This is a genomic window from Pseudoflavonifractor sp. AF19-9AC (genome assembly GCF_003478995.1).
In the GTDB taxonomy this organism is placed as follows: domain Bacteria; phylum Bacillota; class Clostridia; order Oscillospirales; family Oscillospiraceae; genus Lawsonibacter.
Genome location: NZ_QUGI01000003.1, coordinates 308,556 through 333,697, shown reverse-complemented (window position 1 = coordinate 333,697; position 25,142 = coordinate 308,556). Strand labels below are relative to the sequence as shown.

Genomic DNA, 25,142 nt, shown 5'->3' with positions numbered 1-25,142 from the left:
GTACACCCGCTTTGCGTCTGTACTGTTCCATCGGGCCAATTCGACAAAACTAGACCTCAAAACGCATTGACAATACTTTACATTCGCTCTATAATAGTCTTAACGATGAGCGATATAAAAAGTGAATATCAGTAAAATTCTCTGCACCCAGATGGTCTTGACCACCTGGGTGCATTGTGTTTTTCCAAAGCCTGATGTTCCCTTTTCCATCGCGTAACACATCGCCCATGACAACTGAATATGGAAAACTTGAAAGGTGTATAATGGGCGAACTATACCCTAAAGGGAATTTCAAAACAGGAGGTAAAAGTTTATTGTCCAAACGCTACAACACGCCCCACCGCACCCACATCATCAAGACCCGTGTGACCGAAGAAGAACACGCCGACTTCATGGAGCGCCTGACCGCCTACGGCATGTCTGTAACGATTCTTACAATAGAACTTATCGTAGTAAGCAAAGCACCTGAAAATATACTAATTGAGATATTCCCCATGAGCGTTAATGTGTTGTTTAGGTCAGTTTACAAGGAACTACACGCAGACCGTGAAACGGGCTGCTGACAACAAACGGCGCTATGCTCCCGGCTGGGTGCATAGCACCTGTTTGTTGCGGGGGTTTCCAAAGGGGGCAGCGCCCCATTTGGCACACGACTTTGCGGAGCAAAGTGTAGTGTGTTATACGCTCTGTCGGCGTTGCCCTGAAAATACCGTTGCCGCCGGGGAGGGCAAGGGCATTTGACGCGGCAGGAAAGCAGGGCTTTGTTTGGGGCTGGTAAGCCGGAAACAAAGGGCTGATTTCAGCAGCAGACAGGGCGTATTATGAAAGCCCCCGTCCCTCGTCCTCCGCCCCCGGCCTATGGGACAAAAAGTCCCAAAGCTCTGGACACCGTGACCAGATGTGTGGCCACACTCCGGGAAAAGTAGCAGGACGGCAGGAAACCGTCAAGGCTGAAATGAATGGGCTGACGCCCGGCCTTGACCGTTCCCCGCCGCCCCGCTGGATGGGTGGACAAGGTGGCCAATCCCTAAAAGTGTTTGGCCGCACTCGTTCATTTTGGGGCCTTTCTTCTCCCAAAATTGAAATGGGCGGGAAAGCCCTAAAATGGCTTTCCCGCCTTGATTACCCATTAGCAAAGACGGGCGAGACTGTCAACGGCGGCGCTGAAAGCGCCGTTCATCTTGACCGTTGACTGGCTCGCCTGGCTTTGCTACTGCCCGTAAGAGATGGAAAAACAAGATGGAAAACAAGGTTAAAAATGGTTGACAAGTCTATCGGATGTGTGTTATACTGTGCGACAGTTTGAGATTGGAAGGAGGCTTACGTGTGTTAATTTGTGTACGCTAATAAGCAATAAAAAGTAGAAGTACCTTTCCACATGATGGTGGGCTTTTTTTGCGTGCGTATGCAAAGGAACACGTAGGTTTGACACGAGCAGTCTTTGAACTGTATCGTGGTGTTTTTTCGTGCTTTGTTGTTATGCAGGCGTCTGCCCTCTCTGTGGGACAACGCCTGCTTTTTATTGCAGAAACAAAGGAACAATGCAATAAAAAAGGAGGTTCGCATTATGACCCAAAACGACAATTCATGGAGAAAAACTTATTTTACACTTCTTGCCGGACAAGCAATATCCTTTATTAGCAGCGGTATTTTGCAAATGGCCATTATCTTTTATTTGGTTGCGAAAACTAATTCTGCAATCATATTGACGGCGGCAACACTGATTGGATTTTTGCCGCAAGCCTGTTTAGGCCCGTTTGCAGGTGCTTTTGTTGACCGGCACAGCCGTAAAAGCGTAATGATTGGTGCGGATTTGATAATTGCCGCCGCTGGCGGTATTCTGGCGCTGGTGGCGTTTTACATGGAATTGCCCGTATGGTCTATTATGGTTGTCCTGTTAATCCGAAGTGCGGGAACTGCTTTTCATTCTCCAGCATTCAGCGCAGCAACACCTATGATTGTGCCAAAAGAGGAACTTACAAAATGCGCTGGTTACACGCAGACCATGCAAGCAGTAAGTGCGATTATCAGTCCAGCTGCCGCAGCGTTTTTATATGCTGTTTGGCCTCTTAATGCAATTATATTGTTAGATATTGTGGGTGCAATCCTTGCCTGTGTGACTGTTGCGATTTCGTCCATACCAACGCCTGAACTATGTCCAGAAACGAAAAGACAACAGTTTTTACAGGATATGAAAGAGGGGTATGTGGTATTAAAGCAAAACAGGGGCCTCTTTGCTCTGCTCTGGATTGGTGTAATTTATATGTTCTTTTATATGCCAATCAGTACGCTTTTTCCTCTCATCTGTATGTCATACTTCAAAGGAACACCGGCCCATGCCTCTGCCGCTGAAATTGCTTTTGCGGTTGGTATGCTGCTTGGCGGAGTCATTCTGAGCATTTGGGGCGGTTTTAAGAAACGGCGGTACACCATCGGTCTTTCCGTTCTCCTGATGGGCGTTAGCACTATGCTCTCCGGGCTTTTGCCGCCAGACGCATTTCTTGTCTTTGTTGTGTGCTGTACTGTTATGGGAATTTCCGCTCCATTTTACGGTGTGCAAAATGCGATTTTTCAAGAAACGGTCAAACCAGAATATCTGGGGAGAGTTTTTTCTCTACTGACAAGCGCCGCTTCCCTCGCCATGCCGTTTGGCCTTGTCATTTCCGGGCCTCTGGCGGAGCGGCTGGGAGTTGAGAAATGGTTTGTCATTTGCGGAATTGGCATTATCATCGTTGCGCTTGCCGTATTTTTACTACCCGGTTTGAGAGAGATTGACAATACGCAATAATCAACTGCACCTTTTTCTATTACTACAGAAAAACAAACTTTTATTATTTAGAAGAAAGGATATAAAAATGAAACGTTTACCTAAATATACGCCTGCGGAAGTACGGAATGATCCATACGGATTTACTTACAAAGAAATGTCGGAAGTTATTGGCGAGAATGAAGCAAAAGCCTTATATGAAGAATTATATAAGCAATTACCACGCAAAAAAAATCTATCAATGTTGGTAAAAAATATTTGCAAAAGCAGTGATACTGAAAAGTATGTTTACGAACTGAAAGACAACAAATACATTGAAACGGTTTTTATCAAGCGGCGAGATGGTGGAACTGTTTGCGTGAGCACACAAGTCGGTTGTCCTGTTGGTTGTATTTTTTGTGAGTCCGGGCGAAATGGCTTTGTTCGTAATCTAACATCGTCAGAAATCGTACAACAGATTATATTGTTGCGTCGAAAAGTAAACCGTATCGTTTTTATGGGTATGGGAGAGCCTTTATTCAATTATGACAACTTGATAAAAGCAATCCATATTCTCCGAGATAGATATGGGCTCAACTTTCCAACCGACGGCATTACCATATCAACAGTTGGTCCGGTCGATCAATTAAAAAAATTGCGCGAGGAACATCTTAAAATTCAGTTGACAATATCTTTACACGCAGCAACACAATCTGCAAGAAATCGTATTATTCCTCACATGCGCATATATGCTATTGAAGATGTTGTTAAGCAAGCCTTATCCTATTCTGAAAGGCATAATCGCAAAATTGTCTTTGCGTATTTGCTTTTACCGGGTATAAATGACCGGCCCTCAGATGTAAGACAACTTGCAAAATGGTTTCGGGGCAAAAAAGTTATGATTAACGTGTTACAATACAACCCAACAAGCAATTCAAGAATTAAAGCACCACAGAAACGGGAAATAGTTGCATTCAAACATCAATTAGAGCAAGCAGGACTTGAAGTTACTATGAGAGTTTCTCATGGCAGAGAGATTAACGCGGCTTGTGGACAGTTAGCTAACACATATAATAAATTCAAAAAAAATGATTAAAAGTGCCAGACGCATAGACGCAGAGCCGATAACGCATTAGGTCAAAAAACCTATGTGTTATCGGCTTTTTTATTTAATATTGCGCAAAAGCCGCTGTTCCCTATTATAGAATGGATTGCGGGTAGTGTATTAAAGTCGCCCTTTTTTAAGGATACGGCGGTATCGGGGAGGTATCGCCATGTCCTTTTTCTATATCGCCATATCTTTTAGCTTATCAAAAAAAGCCCGACCGCCGCCGGGAACACTTCTACCCTCATATATGAACTGTCAAATCATCTAAATACCGCTTACAATTCCTTTGCGCTTGTCTGCATCTTGCAGACAGGCGCATTTTGCATTTTCGGGAGGTTTTTTCAAAAAAGTTTCGCTTTCATTCGGCGTTTGAAAAAATCGCCTGTATTATCCCGCGAAAAGGGGAGGTACCGCCACCTTTCAACACGAAAGGAGGTGAGAACATGGAACCTAATCGCGTGGAATTTCAGAAGCAATGTATCTTTCAAAGTTTCTGTAAACGGGTGCTGCACAACGAAGCCTGCAACGCCCACGAGGAAATCCGGCGTCGCAGAGCAAAGGAAGTGTCGTTTTCCGACCTTGCCTTGCATGAGGAACGACAGCTTTATACGCTTGATAAGTATTTTCAAGACGAAGAAGCCGAGCCGAGCTATCAGCAGGCAGGAAAGAAAATCACGCCGAAGCTGCTGCTTGAAGCAATCCGCACTTTGCCGGAAGAAAAAAGGTAAGCTATCATGCTGTACTATTTCGAGGGCATGACCGACGTGGAGATTGGAAAGTTATTCAATACGTCGCGCAGCACGATACAGTACAGACGGACAAGCTCTTTTGAAATCTTGAAGAAATATTTGGAGGAACACGCTGATGAATGGGACGAATGGTAAACAATCTGACTTCCCGGACGTTGCCCTTGTTCCCTATCCTGTCATTGTGGCAGCGACAAAGGGCGACCGCCTGTGCGCCAAAGAAATTATCGGCAACCGGGCCAATCTGACGAAGTGGCAGGACGATTTTCACGCCTGTATGGTGGAGCAGTACCCCGACCTGGAGCGTGGGGAAAGCGCCAGCAAGACGGGCCGGAAGCATATCCCCACCCGGCTGTTCAAACAGGCGGTCAACCTCTCCAAACAGGCGAGGGCCATTGAAGCGGTTCTCTCCGGCATTACCCCGCTGAACGCCGGAAAGAAGAAAGAGGAAGCCCTCTCCATGCTGAAAAAGTGGTTTCCGCAGATGGAGAACTTCTCCGGGCAACTGAAAAAATACAAGGTCACAATCAATGACTTGTTAGCGGAAAATGAAAAGCTGGAAGTCAGGGCAAAGGCCAGCGAAAAAGGCAAGATGAATGACACGATGGAACGGGCGAAGTTAAAAAGCGAACTGGACGATATGCGGCGGCTGGTTGACCGTATCCCGCCGGAGATTTTAGCGGAACTGAAACGGCAACAGCGGCAGCATGGAAAGGAAAGGTGATCTTATAAGTAATATCAGATACAAAAAGGAAATCGAAATCGTGACTTTTCAGGGAAAGGAAATCACACTGGAAAATCTCTCCCCGGTGTTCACGCCGGAACAGGAAGCAGCCAAACGCCGGGAACTGGAACAGCAGCTTTATGAGGTGTTCCGCAAGTACGCCGACAAGCGGGAGAGTGAGGAAGCCGGGACATAAGGTTTTCCAAACCCATCATTGATTTGCGGGGCTGCTGGCGGTATAATAGAACTGTCAGCAGCTCCGTTTCTTTTTTAAGAAAAGGAGCGACAATATGAACAATCGGATAGACGCAATCTATGCAAGACAATCGGTAGACAAAAAGGACAGCATTTCCATTGAAAGCCAGATTGAATTTTGCAAATACGAGTTGAAAGGCGGTAACTGCAAGGAATACACAGACAAAGGGTACAGCGGCAAGAACACAGACCGTCCGAAGTTTCAAGAACTGGTGCGGGACATCAAGCGGGGCTTGATTGCAAAGGTCGTGGTTTACAAGCTCGACCGTATCAGCCGTTCCATTCTGGACTTTGCCAACATGATGGAGCTGTTCCAGCAGTACAATGTGGAGTTTGTGTCCTCTACGGAAAAGTTTGATACCTCCACGCCGATGGGACGGGCCATGCTGAATATCTGTATCGTGTTCGCCCAGCTTGAACGGGAAACGATACAGAAGCGGGTAACGGACGCTTACTACTCCCGCAGTCAGCGGGGCTTTAAGATGGGCGGGAAAGCCCCTTACGGCTTCCATACGGAGCCTATCAAGATGGACGGTATCAACACAAAGAAGCTGGTGGTAAACCCGGAGGAAGCGGCCAATATCCGGCTGATGTTTGAGATGTACGCCCAGCCCACAACTTCCTACGGGGACATTACCCGGTACTTTGCCGAACAGGGGATTTTGTTCCATGGCAAAGAGCTGATACGCCCCACGCTGGCGCAGATGTTACGCAATCCTGTCTATGTGCAGGCAGACCTTGATGTGTACGAATTTTTCAAAAGTCAAGGTACAGTCATTGTCAATGACGTTGCCGATTTTACGGGCATGAACGGCTGCTATCTGTATCAAGGGCGAGATGTAAAGGCCAGCAAGAAAAACGACTTAAAAGACCAAATGCTGGTACTGGCTCCCCATGAGGGTATCGTCCCCTCCGACACCTGGCTGACCTGCCGCAAGAAGCTGATGAACAACATGAAAATCCAGTCTGCCCGGAAAGCCACCCACACATGGCTGGCAGGAAAAATCAAGTGCGGGAATTGCGGGTATGCTCTTATGAGTATCTACAATCCCTCCGGCAAACAGTATCTCCGCTGCACGAAACGGCTGGACAATAAAAGCTGTCCTGGCTGTGGGAAAATCATCACTTCGGAACTGGAAGCGGTTGTTTATCAGCAGATGGTAAAGAAGCTGGCAAGCTACAAGACGCTGACAGGAAAAAAGAAAGCGGCAAAGGCAAACCCGAAAATCACCGCCCTGCAAGTGGAACTTGCCCATGTAGACAGCGAGATTGAAAAGCTGGTGGACAGTCTGACGGGGGCAAACAATGTCCTGTTCTCCTATGTGAATGTGAAGATAGCGGAACTGGACGGGCGCAAGCAGGAACTTCTGGCAAGGATAGCGGAGTTGACTGTGGAGGCCATCAGCCCGGAACAGGTCAGCCAGATTTCCGGCTACCTCGATACCTGGGAGAATGTATCTTTTGATGACAAGCGGCGTGTGGTGGATTTGATGATCACCACCATAGCCGCCACAAGCGACAGCTTGAACATCACATGGAAAATCTGACTGGCGGCACCCCTCCCGTCAGATACCTACCCTGTGTAGTCCCTTGTAAACTGTACTTTTGTTCAGTGCTAACATTATTGCAAAAATGCAAAACTATGGACACAGCTAAAAAGGTTACAGTTATCACAAGAAAAATCCAAAATATTCTTTTTTCAGTGTTCAAAATGAGTCACACTTTCTTTCTCCAATCTCATAATCTCTCTTCTCAATTCCATCTGCCGCCCCAGCTGCTTTCCTTTTTTCATTTTCGCTTTCAGCTGGGCAATTTGCTTTTCCAGCTTCTCCCGCTGCTGGGTCTGCTCCACCGCCTCTTTCAGGCTCTCGCCCAAAGATGCATCGATGTCATCTCCGGCGATCTATCGGACGATGCTCTCACTATCCAGGGCGGTCAGATTCAGAGACAAGTACTTGGGCCGCATCTCCGTAATGGCAGCGGGGAACAGCGCCCCGATTTTCTCAATATTCCCGGCCACCATATCCGGGGTTTCAAATTTCATTTTGTCCATTCCTAAACACCACCTTAAAGCCGACTCTGCACAATGTTATAAAACATTTTTGCAAAGGTCATAATCTTGATCATCGTTTCCACATTTTGAACTGTGTCAGATATTTTGCTCATTACTCGCTTACATAGAGAATCAGCTTCATCTTTGTTGTTAGCTTTGGCCATTGCAAGGATTTCTGCCATTATAGAAATAATTTGATCCTGATTTTCAACGCTATTATGAATTAAATCCACTAAAATTTTCAAATTCGCAGTATTCTTTTCAATGTCCTGTAATATCTCATTGTTTTGCTTTTGAAGGTGTACAAATTCCTCCATTTTTTCATACATCAGCCACTCGTCTTTAATGGGTGGAAACGGTGGAACCATTGATTCATTTGAGCGCCTCACTTGCTCTGTGGCATTTTGTATGACCTCTGCTGTAATGTCGTGGATATCAAAATTTTCATTTTTCATCAATATACTCCTTGCAGTGTTTTTCCAAATCAAGTATCTCCCGCCTTAACTCCATCTGCCGCCCCAGCTGCTTTTCCTTCTTCATCTTCGCTTTCAGCTGGGCGATCTGCTTTTCCAGCTTCTCACGCTGTTGGGTCTGCTCTACCGCCTCTTTCAGACTCTCACCCTGGGGGGCAACAATTGCATCCCCGGCGATCTGGCGGACGATACTCTCATAGAGGGCATCCATATCCAGGGCGGTGAGATTTAGGGACAAGTCCTCCGGCTGCATCCAGTCCGTGTGATAGCTCTGCCGGAGCTGGAAGGCGTTGCTGCCGCTCTGGCTGGCCTCCTTATAGGTCACATGGAGCCGGACGCTGCCGTCGGCCCGCTCCAACAAAAATAGGATATGATATGGAATCTGCTTGTCCATCAGGGACAGCACCCGCTCGTCCAGTTCCTGCCCTTGGAGCGTCAGGCGGAACACTTCGATCTCCCGCACCGTCTGGCCGGGGGCGATGTTCATGGTCTCAGGGGAGAGCTTGTTGGCCCAGGTGATCAGCTTGACCTGCTCCACAAAAAGCCGCTTGACCTCAGCGGACACATCCAGATTCTCATAGAATTTCTGCTTGGGGAACCGGCGGCCAAAGGCCGTTGATTTTGGAAAATCCAGCATGATATTACCTCCATTTTATCGGACGACGAGGAAACAAACAAGCTGAAAATCATCCAGCCCGGACACCTGGCTGAGCAGGGCCGAGGTACCGCCCGCCCGGAACAGGCTGTCCAGATCGCTGTCCTCCTTGGCATCCAGGATGGACAGTACGGCGTCCTCCAGCAGACTGGAGTAGACGGCCATATTCCGCCCGTCATCGGTCTCCTGATTGAAGGCACGGTACAGCTCCTCAATGGGCTTGTCCTTGCCCCGGCACAGCTGCCGCATTGCGTCCAGGGAGTCCTTGGGTGAGAGGTGGTCGTGGACGGTGACGCCGTCCTCGGTCAGATAGACCAGATAATAGGGGTGGAGCCGGTTGCGGTTGTCGATGTTCACCTCGTTGTGGACATTTTTCAGAATAAACACCACGCCCGCCGGAGCGTCCGGGGTGGCCGCTGCCACGGCGCTGATGCCGCCGGGGCAGGTCTCCAGCTCCGGGTGGGTCTTGGCGTACTCCATCAGCTCCATGCGGAACTCGTTGAGGCCAAGGTCGGTGATGGACACGCCGGTGCCCATGTCCTCCAGATCCACCACCTCGGTCTGGAGCCGCTGGAGCTGGGCCTTGCGGTACTCCAGGTCGCCCTGCTCCTCGGGGGAGAGCAGGTTGTCGTCGCCGGTGGAAGTCATGACCAGGGCCTTCATGCGGGTCTCCACCCGGGCTTTCAGGTTGATATAGTCGTCCAGCTGCATATCCGGCCAGAAGTTGATCAGCTGGATCTGCTCATTCCGGCTGCCGATACGGTCCACGCGGCCAAAACGCTGCACCAGCCGCACCGGGTTCCAGTGGATGTCGTAGTTGATGAGACAGTCACAGTCCTGCAGGTTCTGGCCCTCGGAGATACAGTCGGTGGCAATAAGCAGGTCGATGTCCGGGCCGTCCGGCATCAGGGCCGCCTTATCCTTGGAGAGGGGAGAGAAGCAGGTCAGCACATTGTTGAGATCGGCCTTAAATTTGGGTACTGTCGTGCGGCCACTGACGGAGCCGGTGACCAGAGCGGTGTGCAGGCCATACTTGTCCTGGGCAAAAGTGCTGACATGGTCGTAGAGATACTCCGCCGTGTCAGAGAAGGCGGTAAAAATGATCATCTTCCGGTTACCGGGGTTGATGGGGTGGTCGATTTTCTCTGCAATGGTGGAGAGCAGCATCTGCAGCTTGCTGTCGTGCTCCGGGGTGATATCCGTCACCATGTTGACCAGCACATAGAGGGTGTTGAAGTCCTCCTCCAGATCGTGCTGCCAGGTCACATAGTCCATGTCCTCCAGAGCAATTTTCACTTTTTTGCCCACGGTGAACAGATCCGTCTCCTGGTCGTCAGCGTCAAAGTCCACCGTGCTGGTCAGGTCGTTCAGCTCCAGGGTCAGGCTGGGATCGTAATGAGCGATGGTGTCCAGGGTGGAGCAGATCAGGTCCTGGATGCGCTTCAGGGTCAGGCGGAAGGAATGGACGGAACTTTCCAGCCGTTTGAGCAGGTTGATGCTCATCAGACGGCGAATGCCCTGCTCACGGCCTACCTGGGTCAGGCTGTTCTTGCCCTCGTGGTTCAGGTCGGCGTACTTCTCCATGCGGCTGGGCAGAATGTAGTTGGAGGGGGTATAGATGCTCAAGGTCAGGCTGAGCAACAGGTCATAGATCTCGTCGTATGTAATGGCGTCGCTCAAATCGGTCAGCGGCGGGCGCTTGGAGATGGGCGGCAGCCGTGTGGGAAACTTGCCGATTTCGCCTACATTGTAGTACTTCTCAATGTGCCGCCGGGAGCGGGCGATGGTGACAGCGTCCAGGATCTCGAAGAAATCGAAGTCCAGCATCCGCATGAGTTTGTCGGTGGTACGCAGCTCCACATCCCACTCGCTCCAGGTGTTAAAAGCTTTCTGCGCATTGCGGAAGATCTCCTCTACCGAGCGGGTGGTGTCCAGCTTGTCCCGCCATGCCTCGCTGTTGCCCTCGTAGGCCAGAGCTAGCTGGTTGCGCAGGTCATAGAAGCGGTTGTTGACGGGAGTAGCGGAGAGCATCAGCACGCGGGTACGGGCACCGGGACGGATGACCTTTTCCATCAGGGCGTCGTAGCGGTTATATTTTCCCTCGTCGCTATGGCTGCTGCCACCATTACGGAAGTTATGGGACTCGTCAATGACCACCAGATCGTAGGCACTCCAGTTGATTTTCGAGAGGTCCAGTTCTCCGGAAAATCCTTTGCTGCGGGACAGGTCAGTGTGGAATAGAACATCGTACCGCAGCCGGTCACCAGCGATGGGGTTATTCACATAGTTGGCCTTGTAGGTCATCCAGTTATCGCTGAGTTTTTTCGGACAGAGCACCAGCACCCGCAGGTTGCGGTTCTCGTAGTACTTGATAACAGCCAGAGCGGTAAAGGTCTTGCCCAAGCCTACACTATCCGCCAGAATACAGCCGTTGTACTGCTCCAGTTTACTGATGATTGCCAGCACGGCATCCTTTTGGAAGGTGTAGAGCTTATTCCAGACTAAGCTGTCCTTAAAACCATTTGCTTCGTTTGGCAGATCATCCTCACTGAGATTCTCCAGGAAATCATTGAAGATGTTGTAAAGAGCAAAGAAGTAGAGAAACTCGGGGCTGTTTTCCTGATAGGCAGTGGTGATCCGCTCCAGAACCTGCTCCGTTACATCCTGCATACGCCGTTTATCGGCCCAAAGCTGATCAAACAGCTGCAGATAGGCTTTGCTTTCCGGTGCGTCAAGTTGCTGGATCATGCTGAACATATTGCCGCCCCGCTCGCAGCCCAGATCTGCTCGAGTGAAGCCGTTGATGGGAGCATAAGCTACCGGGTGATCACTGTCCACGGCAAGAAAACCCGGCATTGTTTCATCGGTGCAGTTTGATTTGAATTGCGCTTTGCGGCGTACCCAATCAGCACATTCTTTGGAAATGGTTTTCTGTGTAAACTCGTTGCGCAGGCGGATTTCAAATTCGCTGCCATGCAGCGTTTTTTCACGCGCCTGGCGGGGGATATAGAACTCCCGTTTCTCTTTTGCCGACGGTTCGGAGAGGAATGTAGGTGAAGTGAAGATAAAGCGTAATGAATCCACCTGCTCCAGTTGTTCTTTTAATTCTTCATAGGCATAGACGGAGAAGCAGGCGGCAGCAATGGATACTTTGCTGTGGGGAGAGATCTCCACGTGCAGGTCATCGGATAATTTTTCTGTAATGTTATTGATGATCTTCATAAGCTGTATCCACCTCATTACTTGAATCGCATCATTGTGCTGACTATTCATATAAATTATCTACAGGATAGCACAAAATCCCAATAATCTCCACAATAAAAATCCTATCAAATTAGGAGTCCCATAAACAGGTCTATTAAATGTACACCGCCGAAAGTGAATAGAATCAAGCAGCATATATCGTAGTACGGATAAATTTAAGACAATACCACACTGCTCCTCTATTTTTATGTGGTATTGTCCTCCTTTTGCAATTTAATAAAATGATGGTTTTGCAGCAGCCACAAAGCCTTCTGACTCCGTAATAACTACATTATTTTGGCTAAAAGCGCAATGAATTATTAAAAGCCTGCCATTTGTATCTCTGCCGCCTACGATTCCCACGTGCTCGTCACCGGGATAAAACACCAGATCCCCCGGTAGGGCCTCATCCCAAGAGATGGGGGTACAGTAGGTGTGCTGCATGTGGGCACCACCGCCGTGGCCTATGACGTACTCTCCATCAGTAACATTGTAAAATACCCAATCGACGAATCCACTGCAATCTAACCCGTAGGGCAGGTAGGTTCCGGTAGTCGAGCTGCCGTCTGCCCATACCTTGGTGAGCTGGCCCCAGCGGGAGTCCCAGCCAATCACCAGAGACTTCCCGCCCCAGAAGTAGTTGACCTTGCCTACCAGCCTACAGGCTGTTTCCACCACAGCCCGGCGCTCTGGGTCCAGATCAGCGGGCAGGTCAGCCAGCAGCTTCTTTGCTGTGGCGTCAGAGATCGTGAGATCCCCGGTCAAGGCAGCCAGCATGTCGGAATTTGCCAGCAGTTCATCCAGAGCCTTGTTCTGTTCCTCTGTGAAAGAATAAAATACCCGCATATCATCCGGCGTCCTGGCGGTGATCGTCACAGTGAGTATTTGCTCTGTCCAGGCCGGAGTGTCTCCGGAGGCGGGATGCTCCACCGCTCTGGAGGAGGAGGCAAGTTTTGTCATGTCCCAGAAGACTGTGCGCAGGGCCTCTACATTGGCCGCATCCAATATCGCCACGGTCGTTCCATCAGCAGCGCCCGCCGTTTTGGCGGCAAACACCGCCAGAATATCAGACCAGGGGGGCGGCTGTCCCTGGATCTCCAGCGTGTCATATCCACCCTCCGCCTGCATGCTGGAGATCTTCTCTCCCAATTCGCCGTTGATCTGTGCCACCGCCTGGGCGGGAGAGATGGCTCCGGTTGTTTCATCAGGTCCGGCAAAAAAGATCCCCAGCGGTGAGGCAAGGATGATGCCGCACAAACAGATGACAACCACCACCGCGATCACCACCCCACCGCCTGCTGTGGCCGCGGCGGCCAAAGCCTTAGCTGCCGCGATCACAGCGCGTAGTGCGCGGTTTGCCGCCTGTGCGGCCTGTCTGGCGGTCACACGGGCCGCCTGTGCGGCCTTTTGAGTCTGTGCCAGCCTGGCTCCCGCCTCCGCCGCACGGCGGGCCTGTCGGGCCGGAAACGCTCTTACAGGCGGTTTCCCACCCGGCTTTCCAATCCCAGCCGTTTTGCGAATGGGATGGCCAGCCGATTTGACCGGCACGCCTCGTTCTTTTACTGCCGTCTTTGCGGTGCTGCCCATAGCCTGCCTGGAGACCTCCCCGTGAGGCCGGGGCTGCACACGAGAACCACCTGTCTGCCCGGACACCTGATGTAGCTGCTTGCGGGCCTCTGTACCTTGTGGCCGTTTTCCCGAGGGAGGAGCTGCCAAGGGGCCGACCTTTCTCACAGGCAAGCGCTGCTCCAGTTTCCTGCTGCGGAGAAGGTTGCCCTGGCGCTCCCGCATAAAGGACGCTTTTTCCTGCTGCAAGGCACTTGGCGGTGTGGCAGGTGCGGGATCGGCTTGCATCTTCAGATAGGCGTCCTTGGTCTTGATATTTCTTTTTTGAGGCGTTTGGAGTGCGGACTGCGGCTGGGGCTGGCTTCTGCCCGCACTCTGCGTCCGGAGCAGATCTCCCGCTTCTTTCCCGCGGCGGCGGCCCCTTGGAGGCAGAGTGCCGTCATCTCTTGGTCTTGCCGCTCCTGGCGGATCGTGACGGTCAGGGTATCCGTCCGGGCCTGTATCCGGAGTGTGCTTTGCACCTTTCTTTCGTTTTCCCAGCAGATGCTCGGCCAGCTGCTCCGCCCGTTTGACACCGCTCACCTCGGCATCGCCCAGCTGGTCGCCGCCGAAGTCATCCCGCTGGCCGTGCTGGGCCGTGTCCCGCAGCTGGCCCCGCAGGCGTTCTGTGCCGTCATCCAGCCCCCGCCGGATCAATTCCTTCGGCGCGGACTTGACCCGTTCTTTCAAAGTGTGCTGCACCTGGGGTTTCTCTTTGATTTTATCGATATATCTCACCTCACTCCAGCAGGGAGGGGCCTTGGCCCCTCCCTGGTTTTATTACGCGGCCAAGTCAGAGGGCTTGGTCGTCATCAGTTTATAGAGCTGCGTGTGCCTGGGGAAATTGTCCATGAAGGGCACAATGGCGCTGCCGCACTTGATGAGGCCCCGCCCAAAGTCCACATTGGTGATGTAGGAGAGCTGGTTGTCTGAGATGTTCAGCAGACGGGCCAGCTCCAGCCGGTCGGTGCTGGCCTGGTTGAGCATGACCAGGAATTCACTGTTGGCGAGCATGGTCCGGGCCGTGTGGGACTGGAGCAGATCGTCCACATTCTGGGTCAGGCCGGTACAGCAGGCACCGTACTTCCGCACCCGCTTCCAAAGGGTGAACAGGAAGTTGGCGCTGTACTCATGCTGGAACAGCAGATAGATCTCATCGATATAGATCCAGGTATTCCGCCCCAGGCGGCGGTTGCGGGTGATTCGGTTGAGAAAGCTGTCCAGGATCACCAGCATGCCCATGGAGAGCAGCTGTTTGCCCAGCTTCCGGATGTCATAACAGGCGATGCGGGAGCTCATGTCCACATTGGTGGGTTTGGCAAAGGTGTTGAGACTGCCCTCCGTGAACAGTTCCAGGGCCAGAGCCACATCCCGCGCCTCTGCCTCCGGCTGGCGCAGCAGTTCGGCGTGAAAGTCCTGGAGCGTGGGGGCCTGGCCCTGGCAGCCGTCCCGCACATAGTCGTGGTAGCACTGTGCCGTACAGCGGTCGATGATGGACTTCTCCTTGGCAGACAGTTTTCCGGCCCCCACAGACTGCTCACAGAGAGAAAGCAGGAACTCCGATTTCAGCACCACGGGGTTTTCACCCTCGCCGTAGCCCTGCTCCATGTCCATGGCGTTGATGTGGTTGCTGGAGGTGGCGGAGATCTCCACCACCTCGCCCCCCAGCCCTTCTACCAGAGGACGGTATTCCGACTCCGGATCGATGATCAGGATGTCATCCTGGGTAGAGAGGGCCAGGGCGGTAATCTCTCGTTTGGCGGTAAAGGATTTGCCAGAGCCAGACACGCCCAGAACAAATCCGTTGCCGTTGAGGAGCTGCTTGCGGTCGGCAATGATGAGATTTTTACTGATGACATTCTGGCCGTAGTAGATGCCGCCCCGGTCCCGGATCTCCTGGGCTTTGAAGGGCATGAGGACGGCCAGGGCCTCGGTGGTAAGGGTGCGCAGGGCGTCGATCCGCCGCAGACCCAAGGGGAGGGCGGTGACAAGGCCCGCGTCCTGCTGCCAGTTCAGAGTGGTCAGCTGACACAAATGCTTGCGTGCGATGGACTGGAGGGTCTCTGTGTCGCTGTCCAGCTCCTCCTTGCTGTCGGCCAGATGCACCAGAGTCACCACGGCGAACATCATCCGCTGATCCCGTGTGGTTAGATCATCCAGCATTTCCCGCGTCTCTTTCCGCTGCTGCTCCAGGTCGTAGGGCACCACCGCGGAGAAGTTGTTGTTGCTGTTCTGCCGCCGCTGCCAGTTGGTGACGTTGGTCTCCACCCCCAACAGGCGGTTCTGCATCTCACGCACGGCCTCATCGGTGGGGACAGGGATCACGTCGATGGACAGCATCATGGTGCGGTTCAGGCTGGTAAGCTCATTGATCATGGAGTCCTTGATGTAGCTGGCATACTCCTTGAGGAACATGGCCCGGCCATATTTGTCGCCCAGGATGAAGTGATCCTTCCGAAACTCCATGCTGTCCGGGCAGATGGTGTCCTTGAAGGAGCGTCCTGTTTTCATGCACTCCCGCAGGTCGATATGGAACCGGGACTCCTCGCCCACTCGGTAAAAGTCGTGGAGCACACGCAGCCGCTCCACCGCGTCCAACTCCTCGCAGTGGGAATCCAGGTGATTGAGCCGGGTGGTCACATCATTCATGACTCGGTCGAAGAAGGTCCGGGCCTCCTCGGGCGTTTTCTTATGGGTGGAGACGGTGACATATCGCTCCTGCACCATGCTGTTGGAGGAGTCGGTGACCTTGTCAAGCAGCATGGCGTTGTACTCCGAACGGCCTCCGTCCAGATGATCCCCCTGGGGCGGGATCAGGATCTCCCGCTCAAAGTTGCGGCGGTTGAGCCGCTTGTTGTTGATGGTGATTTTGGTGGTAGAGCCGGTGTCCAGGGCATTGAGTAGTTCCGAGTAGCCCAGGAACATGGACGTCTTGTCCTCTTTGGAAGCGATGGCGTAATTGATGTCGGAGAAGCGGATGGTTTTCGAGAATTTCCCGCCGAACTGGAAAAGCCCATCCGGCCAGATCCGGCGGATGGGGATGGTGTCCTGAACGGACTTCGGCACCGTAAGGTGCTCCTTGTCCTGCTTCAATGTGTTTTGAAGGGTCTTAATCAAGTCGAATGGCCTCCTTTATCGATGAATGTTCCATGAGTTGGACATAGAGATCATTTGAACGGAACAAGAGACGTTTGGGCATGAAAAATTCCGAGCGGATATACGCCATGAGAAAGCGTTCCAGCGTCATGCCGTTATAGGTGAAAAAACCACCCAGGGCGAATGGAAACGCGGCCAGGATGCACACCCATCCGATCTCGCCTGTTCCAAGCACCGGGTGCAGGCAAAAGTACACGGCCAGCGCCACCAGAACGGCCAGCAGGGCAAACAAAAATTGCCGCAGGGACAGGCCGAAAAAAAGACTTTCCTGGTAATTCCGCACCTCTTTATTGATGCGTACCTCCAAGGTATCACCTCCTGCATTTCTGTTTGGTTTTCATGGACAGACCGTTGCAAAGCCTGTCCGGCTATGGTACCATTTGCTCAACTTAGGAAGGGAGTTGAGCGTATGGCATATCTGATGCTCGGGAGCGTAATGATTTTGCTCTCCATTGTGTTCCGCCTGGCAGCGGTGTTTCGCCTGACCATCCCACTGGTTTATGCGCTGATCGTTCCCACCATTTTTCATGAATGGTACTATGCCAATCAAACGCTGGCCAACGTCATCTGGTATGCGCTGCTGGCGGTGGTAGTCCTGTCCTGGGTGGTCTCCCTGGTTCGGAAGGTCCAGGACATCCTGCTCCGGAGGAGAGAGGACAAGATGCTGGAACTCATCGTGCTCAACCGGATGCGGGAGGCCCAAATGTACGGGGAACCAGAAGCGGATGGCGGATATAAGATCCGGGTGGACGACCTGTTTGACGATGATTAACCAAGCCCCATCAATTCCCGGATGATCCGGTCGCTCATCTTGATGGAACCAACCAGCACCAGCATATTGAAGATCAACTCGCCAATGTAGTTCCAGACCAGTGTGGCCGGTGCTGTGGAAGCGTCGCCCACAGCGGGCGGAGCGGAGGCAAACTGCGAAAAAATGACGCAGGCCAACACAATGATACAGCCCTCCAGGCAGATGGCGGCATAGCTTTTGAGGAAAGCGACGCCAATGCTGCTGGAGGGCTGTCCCGCGAAACTGGCCAGGGGGATAGGCGCGATGGCGGTGGCCATGTAGAGCTTGAAAAAGCGGGAGTAAACGGTCAGGATCATAACGAGGGACAGGACCCAGATAAACAGGGAGCCCAGCAGAGTCACCGCCCAAAGGGGGATGGACTCCAACAGCCCCACGCTTTCAATGGCGGTAATGAGTTCTTCCGGCAGTGTGGTGGGTGACATGGCAGTCATGCCGGATGCGTCCATGATGGTGGATATTGCCCCCTGGGCCACTTGGAACAGGGCGTTCATTAGTTCCATGCCATAGGTCACTGCCGCCTGTGCCAGCACAAAGCGGATAAAGCACTTGAAGGCCACCTCCGGGCGCTTGATCTCGGTAAAGCTGCCGCAGGTCTTGATTACGCCCATCACAAAAAACAGCACTAACAGCGCATAGCCAATGGCTTGCAGCGCCCCGTTGATACTGACGATCACGTTCCAGATCCCGCCGCCTTTGAAGTCCTCTGGGGTCGTGCTGATCAGGGTCCAGATCTCTGCGAGTTTGTCGTTCCAGGTCTGCAGGGCGGAATTCAGATTGTCTACGATCCAGTTTCCACTGCCCAATCACTTCACCTCCCATACAGGCTGTATCTCATGTTGCAGCCACTCCTTTCTCACCCACAGCCCATTCCAGGGCCGTGGGTGTTCTTGCGTTTCTTCCTCATCAGCCGGTGATGAGGGTGAGGATCTCCTTGGTAAAGGTGATCACGATACCACCGGCGATGGTGAGCATGCCATTGGCCCGCTGGGAGGGGTCATGGCTCTTGAGGGACAGGCCCAGTTGGAGGACGCCGAAGCCCAGCAGGATCAGGCCGATGGCTCGAATCAGGGAGAAGATGAACTCGGAAAGGTTGTTGACGACCGTCAGCGGATCATCTGCGGCAAAGGCCGGGACAACCATAACGGTCAGCGCCAGAACGAGGCAGGAAAACAGGGCGTACAGTTTCCGTGCGCGGCGCTCATACTTACGGGTGGTCAGATCATGTTTCATGCTGCAGTCTCCTTTTCTTTGTTGGTTTCATCGGCAGAAATAACCTGGAAGAACGGTGTGCCTGGAATGGCCGGTGTGGTGTTGTGTCCATGGTGAATATACGGCGCTCCGCCTCCGTCCACGGTGTAGCGGATAGCGGGGTGCTCGGTCAGTTCATACTTTAGGTCCATGACGGGTTTTGCTCCCCGGATAAACAAGATGCAATAGCGATTATCCAACGCACGGACCTCATCAGGGGTAAGCAGCTCCCGTCCACTCATCTGGAAATTGGTGGAGTAGGAGCCCGATTTGCCCTTGGTCTGCCCATGGGTCTTTGTATCAATGGTGGCCTTGCCCAGGGCCTCAGAGATATACTTATGGGTGCTCTGCTCGTTGCCGCCCAGATAGAGGATAGTGTCCGAGTTGCCGGGGATGGTCTCCCAGGAGTCCTTGTACAGTTCCTTGATCTGGGCCATGTTCTGAATGATGGTGCTGGAGGAAATGTTGCGGGAACGCATGGTGGCCAATTCACGAGTGTACCCTGGCAGCGGCATGGCCGCGAACTCATCCAATACAAAGTGGACGTGCCGGGGCAGCGCCCCATGATGGATCTGGTCCGCGCTGTAATAAAGTGTCTGAAACGCCTGGGAATAGAGCAGGGACACCAAGAAGTTGAAGGTGCTGTCATTGTCCGGGATCACGGCGTAGAGAGCGCATTTCTTTTCTCCCAGGGTATAGAGGTCCATATCGTCGTGATCCGTGATGGCCCGGATCTGGGGTAGGTTAAAGGGGGCCAGACGAACCGCGGCGGAGACCAAAATACTCTTGGCTGTCTTGCCCGCGCTCTGCTTGAATACTTTGTACTGCCGCAGAGCCACGCTTTCCGGGTTCTCCCGTTCTATGGCCTGAAACAGTAAATCCAGGGGGGAGAGATACTCGTCATCCTCCTCTCGAACCTCCGCGTATTCCAGCACCCGCATGACCATGGAGAAGTTCTGCTCATACTCCGGGGCCTCCTGGAACAGCATGAGGATGATGGCCTGAAGGAGCGCCGTCTCGGCTTTGGTCCAAAACGGATCAGATTCATGGCTGCCCTTTGGTGTGGTAGCTTGAATGAGGTTATTGACCAGCTTGAGGACATCTTTTTCGTCTCTCAGATAGCGGAATGGGTTGTATCCGTCCGACTCCTCCAGGTTGACCAGGTTGAGCACCCGGATGTCATATCCTTTGCTTTTCAGCCACCCTCCGGTCGCAGTGAGCACCTCCATTTTCGGGTCAGTAATGACATAATTGGTGTTGGCCTCCAGAATGTTTGGTTTCACATAGCTGCGGGTCTTGGCCGCGCCGCTGCCGCCAATAACCAGGACGTTGAGGGAGCGGCGGTGTTTGTGGGTGTCCAGGCCCAAGCGGACATGGCGGGTCAGGATCTTGTTCTCTTTTTGGCGGAACATGGCGTTGACCTGCCGTGGAGAGCCCCAGGTGGCGGAGCCGTGCTCCTCGCCGTCCCGAGTGCGCCGCTGTTCCGAGGCGTAGATACATAGGCCCATGATATAGAGGCTGGTGCAGATCAGGATGGACAGCAGGCTTTTGTCTGTCCAATGGATATCCAGCGGGTGCTGGAGCGCCGTTGCCAGGTTGGTAAGAAGTTCCGGCAATCCACGCCCCAAGGATTGGGCAATGAGCAATGCACCCCAGACCACCGGAACATAGAAAAACAGGGCCAGGACAATGTCCCCGGCCCTGGAGCTTTGTTTCAGGAAATTCACCTCCAAGAAAAACACAGGGGACTCAGCGGATGGATTCGTCTGCTGAGTCCCCCTATTTATGGTGTGATGATAACACACGGAATGTGCTGTTGTTTGGCGTAAGCGATGGTATTTCTGGTTCCGCCGCTCTCACCCGTATAGACCGCGATCACCCGTCCGGAGTGATCTACCATCCATTCATTGCGGCGCTGGTATGCGGAATAGGAGAACTCCTGACTAATACAGCGCACCAGATCTGCCTGCCGTATCACCTCCACATAACGACTAGTCCAAGACGCACTCCAATGAAGCCCAAAATTTTCATACGGAAGTGCGCAGATCAGCTTCAGTCGGTCATCTGATACTCTGCGTTTAAGAACCAGCTCTGCCGCGCAAATATCTACCCCCTTTGCCATACCTGAAATAAAGGTAGTAAACCCATCTTCTATCGCTCGGTCGATTTCCAGTCCTAATCGTACACATAACTGTTCTTCTGAGATGTTCAGCTTTTCTGGTCTGTGTCCCGTAAAGCAGCAACGGTGCTGCCGTAGTTCTTGCTCATGCATAAACCACTCCTCCTTCGGCGTAGACTATAACATTATCTAATGTAATAGTCTATACCTTCGAGTGAGCAATTCCATATTATCTAACTATAGCATTAGATAATAGGAGCATGAGATATGGTGAAACTGAATGTGTTGGAATTGCTGGAGAAACAGGGCAGGACAAAATATTGGCTCTATAAGCAACTTGGAATGAGCTATCAGAATTTCAACCGCATGGTGAACAATGAAACTCAATCTATTAAATTGGAGCGAATTGAAACCCTGTGTTTATTGCTAAAATGCACACCAAATGACTTGTTTGTAATTGATTGTGAGTGTGAACATACTCCCCAACAGTAGGGGCATTATCTCTGTTTGGGGTGTCCTTTTTGTTTACTTCTGGCCGGAGCCGCTTTGTGCTGCCGATTCAGCTGCTCCTGGTACCCCTTTAGCTGTGCCAGAACAGAGGGGCGCTTATGGGTCGTCTCCGTACTGATTTCGCTCTTGGAGATACTGGAGCTGCCGCTGATACCGGCCAAGTCGAACTCCGACCGAGACTCTTTTTTTGGCGTTTTTTCCTCCCGGATCACTGAATCCCGCATGGGGGATTGCTCCTTGGCTGGTGTACTCTGGCGATCCTGCGGAAGGTATCGGATGCGCTCAAAAATGAGATTGGCGCGCTCCAGCTCTGTGACTGGCATGGCCACATCTACCACCTTGCCGCGACCATCCGAATCCCGGATGACAGAAAATAGGATCTTCTGTTTGACTGCCCTCTGCTTGAATGCCTGATACTGTTCCGGCGACATGGGGAACATTCGGATATTCCGTGTCTCCCGGAGCATTTTTCCCATGTTGACCTTCCCGGACAGGGTCTTGTGATGCTTTGCCAAAGCCAGCGTGATGGCCAGTAGATTTTTGAGAGCGGATGCACCCAGCCGAACCGTCACTTCTGTGCCGGTCAACATCATGCGAACCATTTGGTCGGCAGCCTCACCGCCTCCGATGTTCATCGTGTTCCACCTCTTTTCCTCTTGTTTCGGTTTTGCGGATATCTTCTTCCATCTGCTTACTTGCCGTCTGGATCTCCCGACACAGAGCCAGCTTTTTGCGTTCTGCGCGGATCTGCCGGTTCAGATCGGCAAGTTGGTTATACACCTCTGTTTTTTCTTTTGTCAGATGCTCTGGAGGGATGCCGCACTGTTCCAATAGGCGTACGGCTTGCATGTAGCGGGCAAACTCATCTTCCATGCCGGACAGCCCATTCTCATAGAGTGCCTTGGCCGGTGCCAGGGCCTCCACATCCGCCAGGGCGTCGTACAGCGCCTGCCGCTTCTTTTTGCGCACATTGAGGATGGTGCGCTGCTTCATCAGATTGGCCAGAGTTTCCTCTGTGCGGCTTTGATAGGCGGTCATTTCGTCAGTGGTGGAAATGTTGTTCTCTCGCAGGAAAGCGAACTGTGTTCGGTACTGCTCAAACTTCATGACTTCCTGCCGCAGGTGCGGCGTCATCCTGGGGGGATACTGTCGCTGTTCGATTTTTCCCAGCAGGTAGAGATAATGAACGTACAGGGCCAAAAAGCCCGTGTATTTGGGGTGTCTGCGGTAGGGACGAAACATGGGTCTGTCCGCAAAAGCGGCCCGTTGACCTGTCTCGATTTCCTCCAAATTGCCCAGGATGGCGGCACGGATACCGTCCTCTGTGAATGCGGCATTTTTTCTGCCTGGATACTGAAACCGCTCCTGCCCCCGCAGACGGAATCCCAGACGGTTTCCGTGGCGGATCTCGTAGCCCTTGTGCTCCATGAGCAGGAAGAAGTGTCCCAGGTCATTGGCGTCCTCAATGGACTCCCGGAGATCTGCCTCCAGCATGGAGCGAAAGGTAGGTTGACCCTTGGATTGACGCAGCCACTCCAGATAGCTCATGGATTTGGAGGACTCTCCAGAGAGGATCACGGAGAGGCCGTGCTCCCGGCACAGCCGGTCTGAGATGGCCCGGATCTGGCAGTAATAGCTTCTGGCATTGCTATGATATTTCTCGCCGGTGTCCGCATTTACGGAGTTGAACACAATGTGCGAGTGGATATGCCCTCGATCCACATGGGTGGCAATTACCGCCTCGTAACCGTTCAGATGCTCCGCAGCGAAAGTCTTGGCAATTTCCAGAGCCAGCTCGGGAGAGATTTCGCCGGGCTTGAAGGACTGGACAATATGGTAGTACTGGACGCCCCCCATGTTTTCGGTGTCCCGTTTGGTCTCCAGCATCTGACGGCACTCCCGGCCTGGTTCACAGCCCTGATGGGCTGTGAGGATCTTCTGCTCCGTCTTATCGCCGTTGAGGATGTAGTCGATCCCGATATCCAACCGACCTTTTCGAGCCAGGATCTTGGTGACAGCCATTACGGATTGGCCACCTGGTACATCAACTCATAGACTTTATCTAGCAGGAACAGTCCACGCCTGGCATCCTCTGCCGTGGCGATACCGGCATTGACACTGCGGGCAATCTGGTTGATGTTATTGCCGATGTGATGGATCTCCGTGCGGAGGTCCTTGATTTCCTGGGAGGGTCTGGCCCGGATCGGAGTCCCATCGATGAGCCGGACGATATAAGCCCGTTTGCATAGTCCGCAGAGTTTGGCCTGACGGCAGAGCTGCTGATACTGCTCCGCCGTCAGCTCGATGTGCAGATGGTGTTTTTCTTTTGGGAGCCCCAAGCGTGCCTCCTTTCTGCGGCTCTGCCGCAAACCTTCCGCCTGCAGGCGGCATTGGGGTCAGGGGTTTCCCCTGCAAGCGCGCAAAATGTACATTTGCGCTATGCTTGCCCAACGCCGCCCCTGGCGGCGTTGGTGCGGCCCCGCCGAAGCGGGGCCTTTTCTCATGCGGTAGTGGAGGATTTATTCATATTTTTATGGTATACTTCAATGCGACAGTGAGACTTACAAGCCTTAGGAGGTTCCTATGCATATCAGAAAAGAAATTTCAACAGATTATGAGACCGTATATTCCGTTGTAAAACGTGCCTTTGAGAGCGCTGAGCACGCTGATGGAAACGAGCAGGACTTGGTGAATGCTCTGCGAAAAGGAGATGCTTTCATCCCGGAATTGTCGTTGGTTGCCGAGGTAGATGGGAAAATTGTAGGGCATATCATGTTTACAAAAGCAACGGTTGATGGAAAAACCGTCTTAGCTTTAGCCCCGCTGTCTGTTTTGCCAGAGTGTCAGCGAAAAGGGATTGGAAAAGCTCTGATTCGAGAGGGACACAAAATTGCAAAAGAATTGGGTTATACCTACTCTATTGTTTTAGGAAGTGAAAAATACTATCCCAAGTCAGGATATTCCCCAGCAGAAGGTTTCGGGATAAAAGCGCCATTTGATGTACCAAATGAAAACTTTATGGCTTGTAAGTTAGTTGAAACAGATGTTACAATTCACGGAACAATAAAATACGCTCCTGAGTTTGGTATTGAATGATAACGTATGATTAAAATTAGGCAGAAGCGTTTATCCCGGAAGCAAACTAAGATCATATAAGAAAAATGCTCCTTGACAGATCTCTTTCCAAGGGTGTCTGATGAAACACCCTGAATGCAAAAAGATCCGGGCAGGGTGTCACATCAGGCCCCCTGCCCGGATTTATCATGTATTATAATGTAATCTGCTTCCGGTGCTGGATATATTAAGCCATCTTCTGCCTTTGGATTTTCCACGCCTGCGACAGCACATCTTCCTGTGTACCGTCATCATCATACCAAGTGCAGGAAGCTGCAAACTTGGGGAACCAATCCGTCCGAAGCAACGCCACCAGAATCGCCCACATATTAGAGAAATCTTCTTTGTGTCCGCTGTCTGTAAAAGTCATCGGCTCATCGTCGGAGGTACAGCGCAGACCCTTTGCGACAAAGCCTCTGAGAATCGTCTGCTTCACCGCATCCACAGTATATCCGTACTGCTGGATCTGCTCCTTATCAAAAGTGAACTCGACTTTCATGCGCGCACCTCCTCCTGTTGTTTCATTATACCCGCCAGTTGGGGAGTTATCAAGGGCAATCGGCGGACAGCAGGCCG

General features: G+C 52.2%; 25 protein-coding genes and 2 pseudogenes. 11 read left to right on the top strand and 16 right to left on the bottom strand.

The window, feature by feature from the left end:
• Window positions 1–314: 314 nt before the first annotated feature.
• The 8 genes and pseudogenes from DWX58_RS15660 to DWX58_RS07195 all read left to right on the top strand — a co-directional run.
• Window positions 315–422: pseudogene (locus DWX58_RS15660) on the top strand (mobilization protein); the annotation flags it as partial.
• A gap of 533 nt (window positions 423–955) precedes the next feature.
• A complete protein-coding gene (locus tag DWX58_RS07225; RefSeq protein WP_014080336.1) occupies window positions 956–1,192 on the top strand; it encodes a hypothetical protein in 237 nt (78 codons plus the stop codon).
• Window positions 1,193–1,567: 375 nt separating this feature from the next.
• Window positions 1,568–2,788 carry an MFS transporter gene (locus DWX58_RS07220; RefSeq protein WP_118642393.1) on the top strand — a complete coding sequence of 407 codons (1,221 nt, stop codon included), beginning with the start codon at window positions 1,568–1,570 and terminating at the stop codon, window positions 2,786–2,788.
• A gap of 67 nt (window positions 2,789–2,855) precedes the next feature.
• Window positions 2,856–3,842 carry a 23S rRNA (adenine(2503)-C(2))-methyltransferase RlmN gene (gene rlmN / locus DWX58_RS07215; RefSeq protein WP_006774449.1) on the top strand — a complete coding sequence of 329 codons (987 nt, stop codon included), beginning with the start codon at window positions 2,856–2,858 and terminating at the stop codon, window positions 3,840–3,842.
• 455 nt (window positions 3,843–4,297) lie between these two features.
• Window positions 4,298–4,738: pseudogene (locus DWX58_RS15965) on the top strand (sigma-70 family RNA polymerase sigma factor).
• Entirely contained in the window at window positions 4,719–5,324 is a 606-nt protein-coding gene (locus DWX58_RS07205; RefSeq protein ID WP_118642391.1) for a plasmid recombination protein, read from the top strand. Before DWX58_RS15965 ends, DWX58_RS07205 begins: the two are co-directional and overlap by 20 nt.
• A complete protein-coding gene (locus DWX58_RS07200) occupies window positions 5,308–5,520 on the top strand; it encodes a hypothetical protein (RefSeq protein ID WP_002584948.1) in 213 nt (70 codons plus the stop codon). Before DWX58_RS07205 ends, DWX58_RS07200 begins: the two co-directional genes overlap by 17 nt.
• A gap of 94 nt (window positions 5,521–5,614) precedes the next feature.
• A complete protein-coding gene (locus tag DWX58_RS07195) occupies window positions 5,615–7,126 on the top strand; it encodes a recombinase family protein (RefSeq protein ID WP_002575864.1) in 1,512 nt (503 codons plus the stop codon).
• A gap of 152 nt (window positions 7,127–7,278) precedes the next feature.
• Here the strand turns inward: DWX58_RS07195 and DWX58_RS15650 are convergent, their stop codons facing one another.
• From DWX58_RS15650 to DWX58_RS07155, 8 genes are all read right to left on the bottom strand, one after another.
• Window positions 7,279–7,455, bottom strand: a complete 177-nt coding sequence (locus DWX58_RS15650; RefSeq protein WP_243093303.1) for a DUF4391 domain-containing protein — start codon at window positions 7,453–7,455, stop codon at window positions 7,279–7,281.
• A 27-nt stretch (window positions 7,456–7,482) separates the two neighbouring features.
• A complete protein-coding gene (locus tag DWX58_RS15645; RefSeq protein ID WP_243093301.1) occupies window positions 7,483–7,632 on the bottom strand; it encodes a hypothetical protein in 150 nt (49 codons plus the stop codon).
• Between the two features lie 14 nt (window positions 7,633–7,646).
• A complete protein-coding gene (locus DWX58_RS07180; RefSeq protein ID WP_118642389.1) occupies window positions 7,647–8,087 on the bottom strand; it encodes a hypothetical protein in 441 nt (146 codons plus the stop codon).
• Complete coding sequence (locus DWX58_RS07175) at window positions 8,077–8,742, bottom strand: DUF4391 domain-containing protein (RefSeq protein ID WP_118642387.1); 666 nt, start codon at window positions 8,740–8,742, stop codon at window positions 8,077–8,079. The genes DWX58_RS07180 and DWX58_RS07175 overlap by 11 nt, the downstream gene beginning before the upstream one ends.
• 15 nt (window positions 8,743–8,757) lie before the next feature.
• Window positions 8,758–11,982 (bottom strand): helicase-related protein, encoded by a 3,225-nt coding sequence (locus tag DWX58_RS07170; RefSeq protein WP_118642385.1) that lies wholly within the window; start codon window positions 11,980–11,982, stop codon window positions 8,758–8,760.
• A 255-nt stretch (window positions 11,983–12,237) separates the two neighbouring features.
• Window positions 12,238–14,298, bottom strand: coding sequence for an NlpC/P60 family protein (locus DWX58_RS15350; RefSeq protein WP_243093298.1), 2,061 nt, complete (start codon window positions 14,296–14,298; stop codon window positions 12,238–12,240).
• Window positions 14,299–14,388: 90 nt separating this feature from the next.
• A complete protein-coding gene (locus DWX58_RS07160; protein WP_118642383.1) occupies window positions 14,389–16,725 on the bottom strand; it encodes a VirB4-like conjugal transfer ATPase, CD1110 family in 2,337 nt (778 codons plus the stop codon).
• Window positions 16,718–17,071 (bottom strand): PrgI family protein, encoded by a 354-nt coding sequence (locus DWX58_RS07155; RefSeq protein ID WP_006574299.1) that lies wholly within the window; start codon window positions 17,069–17,071, stop codon window positions 16,718–16,720. Before DWX58_RS07155 ends, DWX58_RS07160 begins: the two co-directional genes overlap by 8 nt.
• A gap of 102 nt (window positions 17,072–17,173) precedes the next feature.
• On the opposite strand from DWX58_RS07155, the gene DWX58_RS07150 reads away from it, so the two are divergent.
• Window positions 17,174–17,536, top strand: a complete 363-nt coding sequence (locus DWX58_RS07150) for a molecular chaperone GrpE (protein ID WP_242623650.1) — start codon at window positions 17,174–17,176, stop codon at window positions 17,534–17,536.
• On the opposite strand, the gene DWX58_RS07145 is transcribed toward DWX58_RS07150, so the two are convergent.
• The 4 genes from DWX58_RS07145 to DWX58_RS07130 form a co-directional block, all read right to left on the bottom strand.
• Window positions 17,533–18,378: a hypothetical protein gene (locus tag DWX58_RS07145; protein WP_118642379.1), complete on the bottom strand. Its 846-nt coding sequence runs from the start codon at window positions 18,376–18,378 to the stop codon at window positions 17,533–17,535. The genes DWX58_RS07150 and DWX58_RS07145 overlap by 4 nt on opposite strands.
• Before the next feature lie 100 nt (window positions 18,379–18,478).
• Window positions 18,479–18,805 carry a hypothetical protein gene (locus DWX58_RS07140; RefSeq protein WP_006574296.1) on the bottom strand — a complete coding sequence of 109 codons (327 nt, stop codon included), beginning with the start codon at window positions 18,803–18,805 and terminating at the stop codon, window positions 18,479–18,481.
• On the bottom strand, window positions 18,802–20,550 hold the full coding sequence (locus DWX58_RS07135) for a VirD4-like conjugal transfer protein, CD1115 family (protein ID WP_243093324.1): 1,749 nt from the start codon (window positions 20,548–20,550) through the stop codon (window positions 18,802–18,804). Before DWX58_RS07135 ends, DWX58_RS07140 begins: the two co-directional genes overlap by 4 nt.
• Window positions 20,551–20,606: 56 nt before the next feature.
• On the bottom strand, window positions 20,607–21,095 hold the full coding sequence (locus DWX58_RS07130) for an SLOG family protein (protein ID WP_118642377.1): 489 nt from the start codon (window positions 21,093–21,095) through the stop codon (window positions 20,607–20,609).
• 114 nt (window positions 21,096–21,209) lie between these two features.
• Here DWX58_RS07130 and DWX58_RS07125 point away from each other — a divergent pair, with 114 nt between their 5' ends.
• Window positions 21,210–21,434, top strand: coding sequence for a helix-turn-helix transcriptional regulator (locus DWX58_RS07125; RefSeq protein WP_118642375.1), 225 nt, complete (start codon window positions 21,210–21,212; stop codon window positions 21,432–21,434).
• A 5-nt stretch (window positions 21,435–21,439) separates the two neighbouring features.
• On the opposite strand, the gene DWX58_RS07120 is transcribed toward DWX58_RS07125, so the two are convergent.
• Genes DWX58_RS07120 through mobC form a run of 3 tightly spaced genes read right to left on the bottom strand, consistent with a single transcriptional unit; the run spans window position 21,440 to window position 23,791 of the window.
• The gene (locus DWX58_RS07120) at window positions 21,440–22,087 is read right to left on the bottom strand and encodes a DUF3801 domain-containing protein (protein WP_118642373.1); all 648 of its coding nucleotides are present in this window, start codon (window positions 22,085–22,087) and stop codon (window positions 21,440–21,442) included.
• Entirely contained in the window at window positions 22,068–23,474 is a 1,407-nt protein-coding gene (locus tag DWX58_RS07115) for a relaxase/mobilization nuclease domain-containing protein (RefSeq protein ID WP_118642371.1), read from the bottom strand. The genes DWX58_RS07120 and DWX58_RS07115 overlap by 20 nt, the downstream gene beginning before the upstream one ends.
• Entirely contained in the window at window positions 23,474–23,791 is a 318-nt protein-coding gene (gene mobC, locus DWX58_RS07110) for a plasmid mobilization relaxosome protein MobC (protein ID WP_087378833.1), read from the bottom strand. Before mobC ends, DWX58_RS07115 begins: the two co-directional genes overlap by 1 nt.
• A gap of 244 nt (window positions 23,792–24,035) precedes the next feature.
• On the opposite strand from mobC, the gene DWX58_RS07105 reads away from it, so the two are divergent.
• Window positions 24,036–24,548, top strand: coding sequence for an N-acetyltransferase (locus DWX58_RS07105; protein ID WP_118642369.1), 513 nt, complete (start codon window positions 24,036–24,038; stop codon window positions 24,546–24,548).
• A 205-nt stretch (window positions 24,549–24,753) separates the two neighbouring features.
• On the opposite strand, the gene DWX58_RS07100 is transcribed toward DWX58_RS07105, so the two are convergent.
• Window positions 24,754–25,065, bottom strand: coding sequence for a hypothetical protein (locus DWX58_RS07100; protein ID WP_118642367.1), 312 nt, complete (start codon window positions 25,063–25,065; stop codon window positions 24,754–24,756).
• Window positions 25,066–25,142 lie beyond the last annotated feature (77 nt).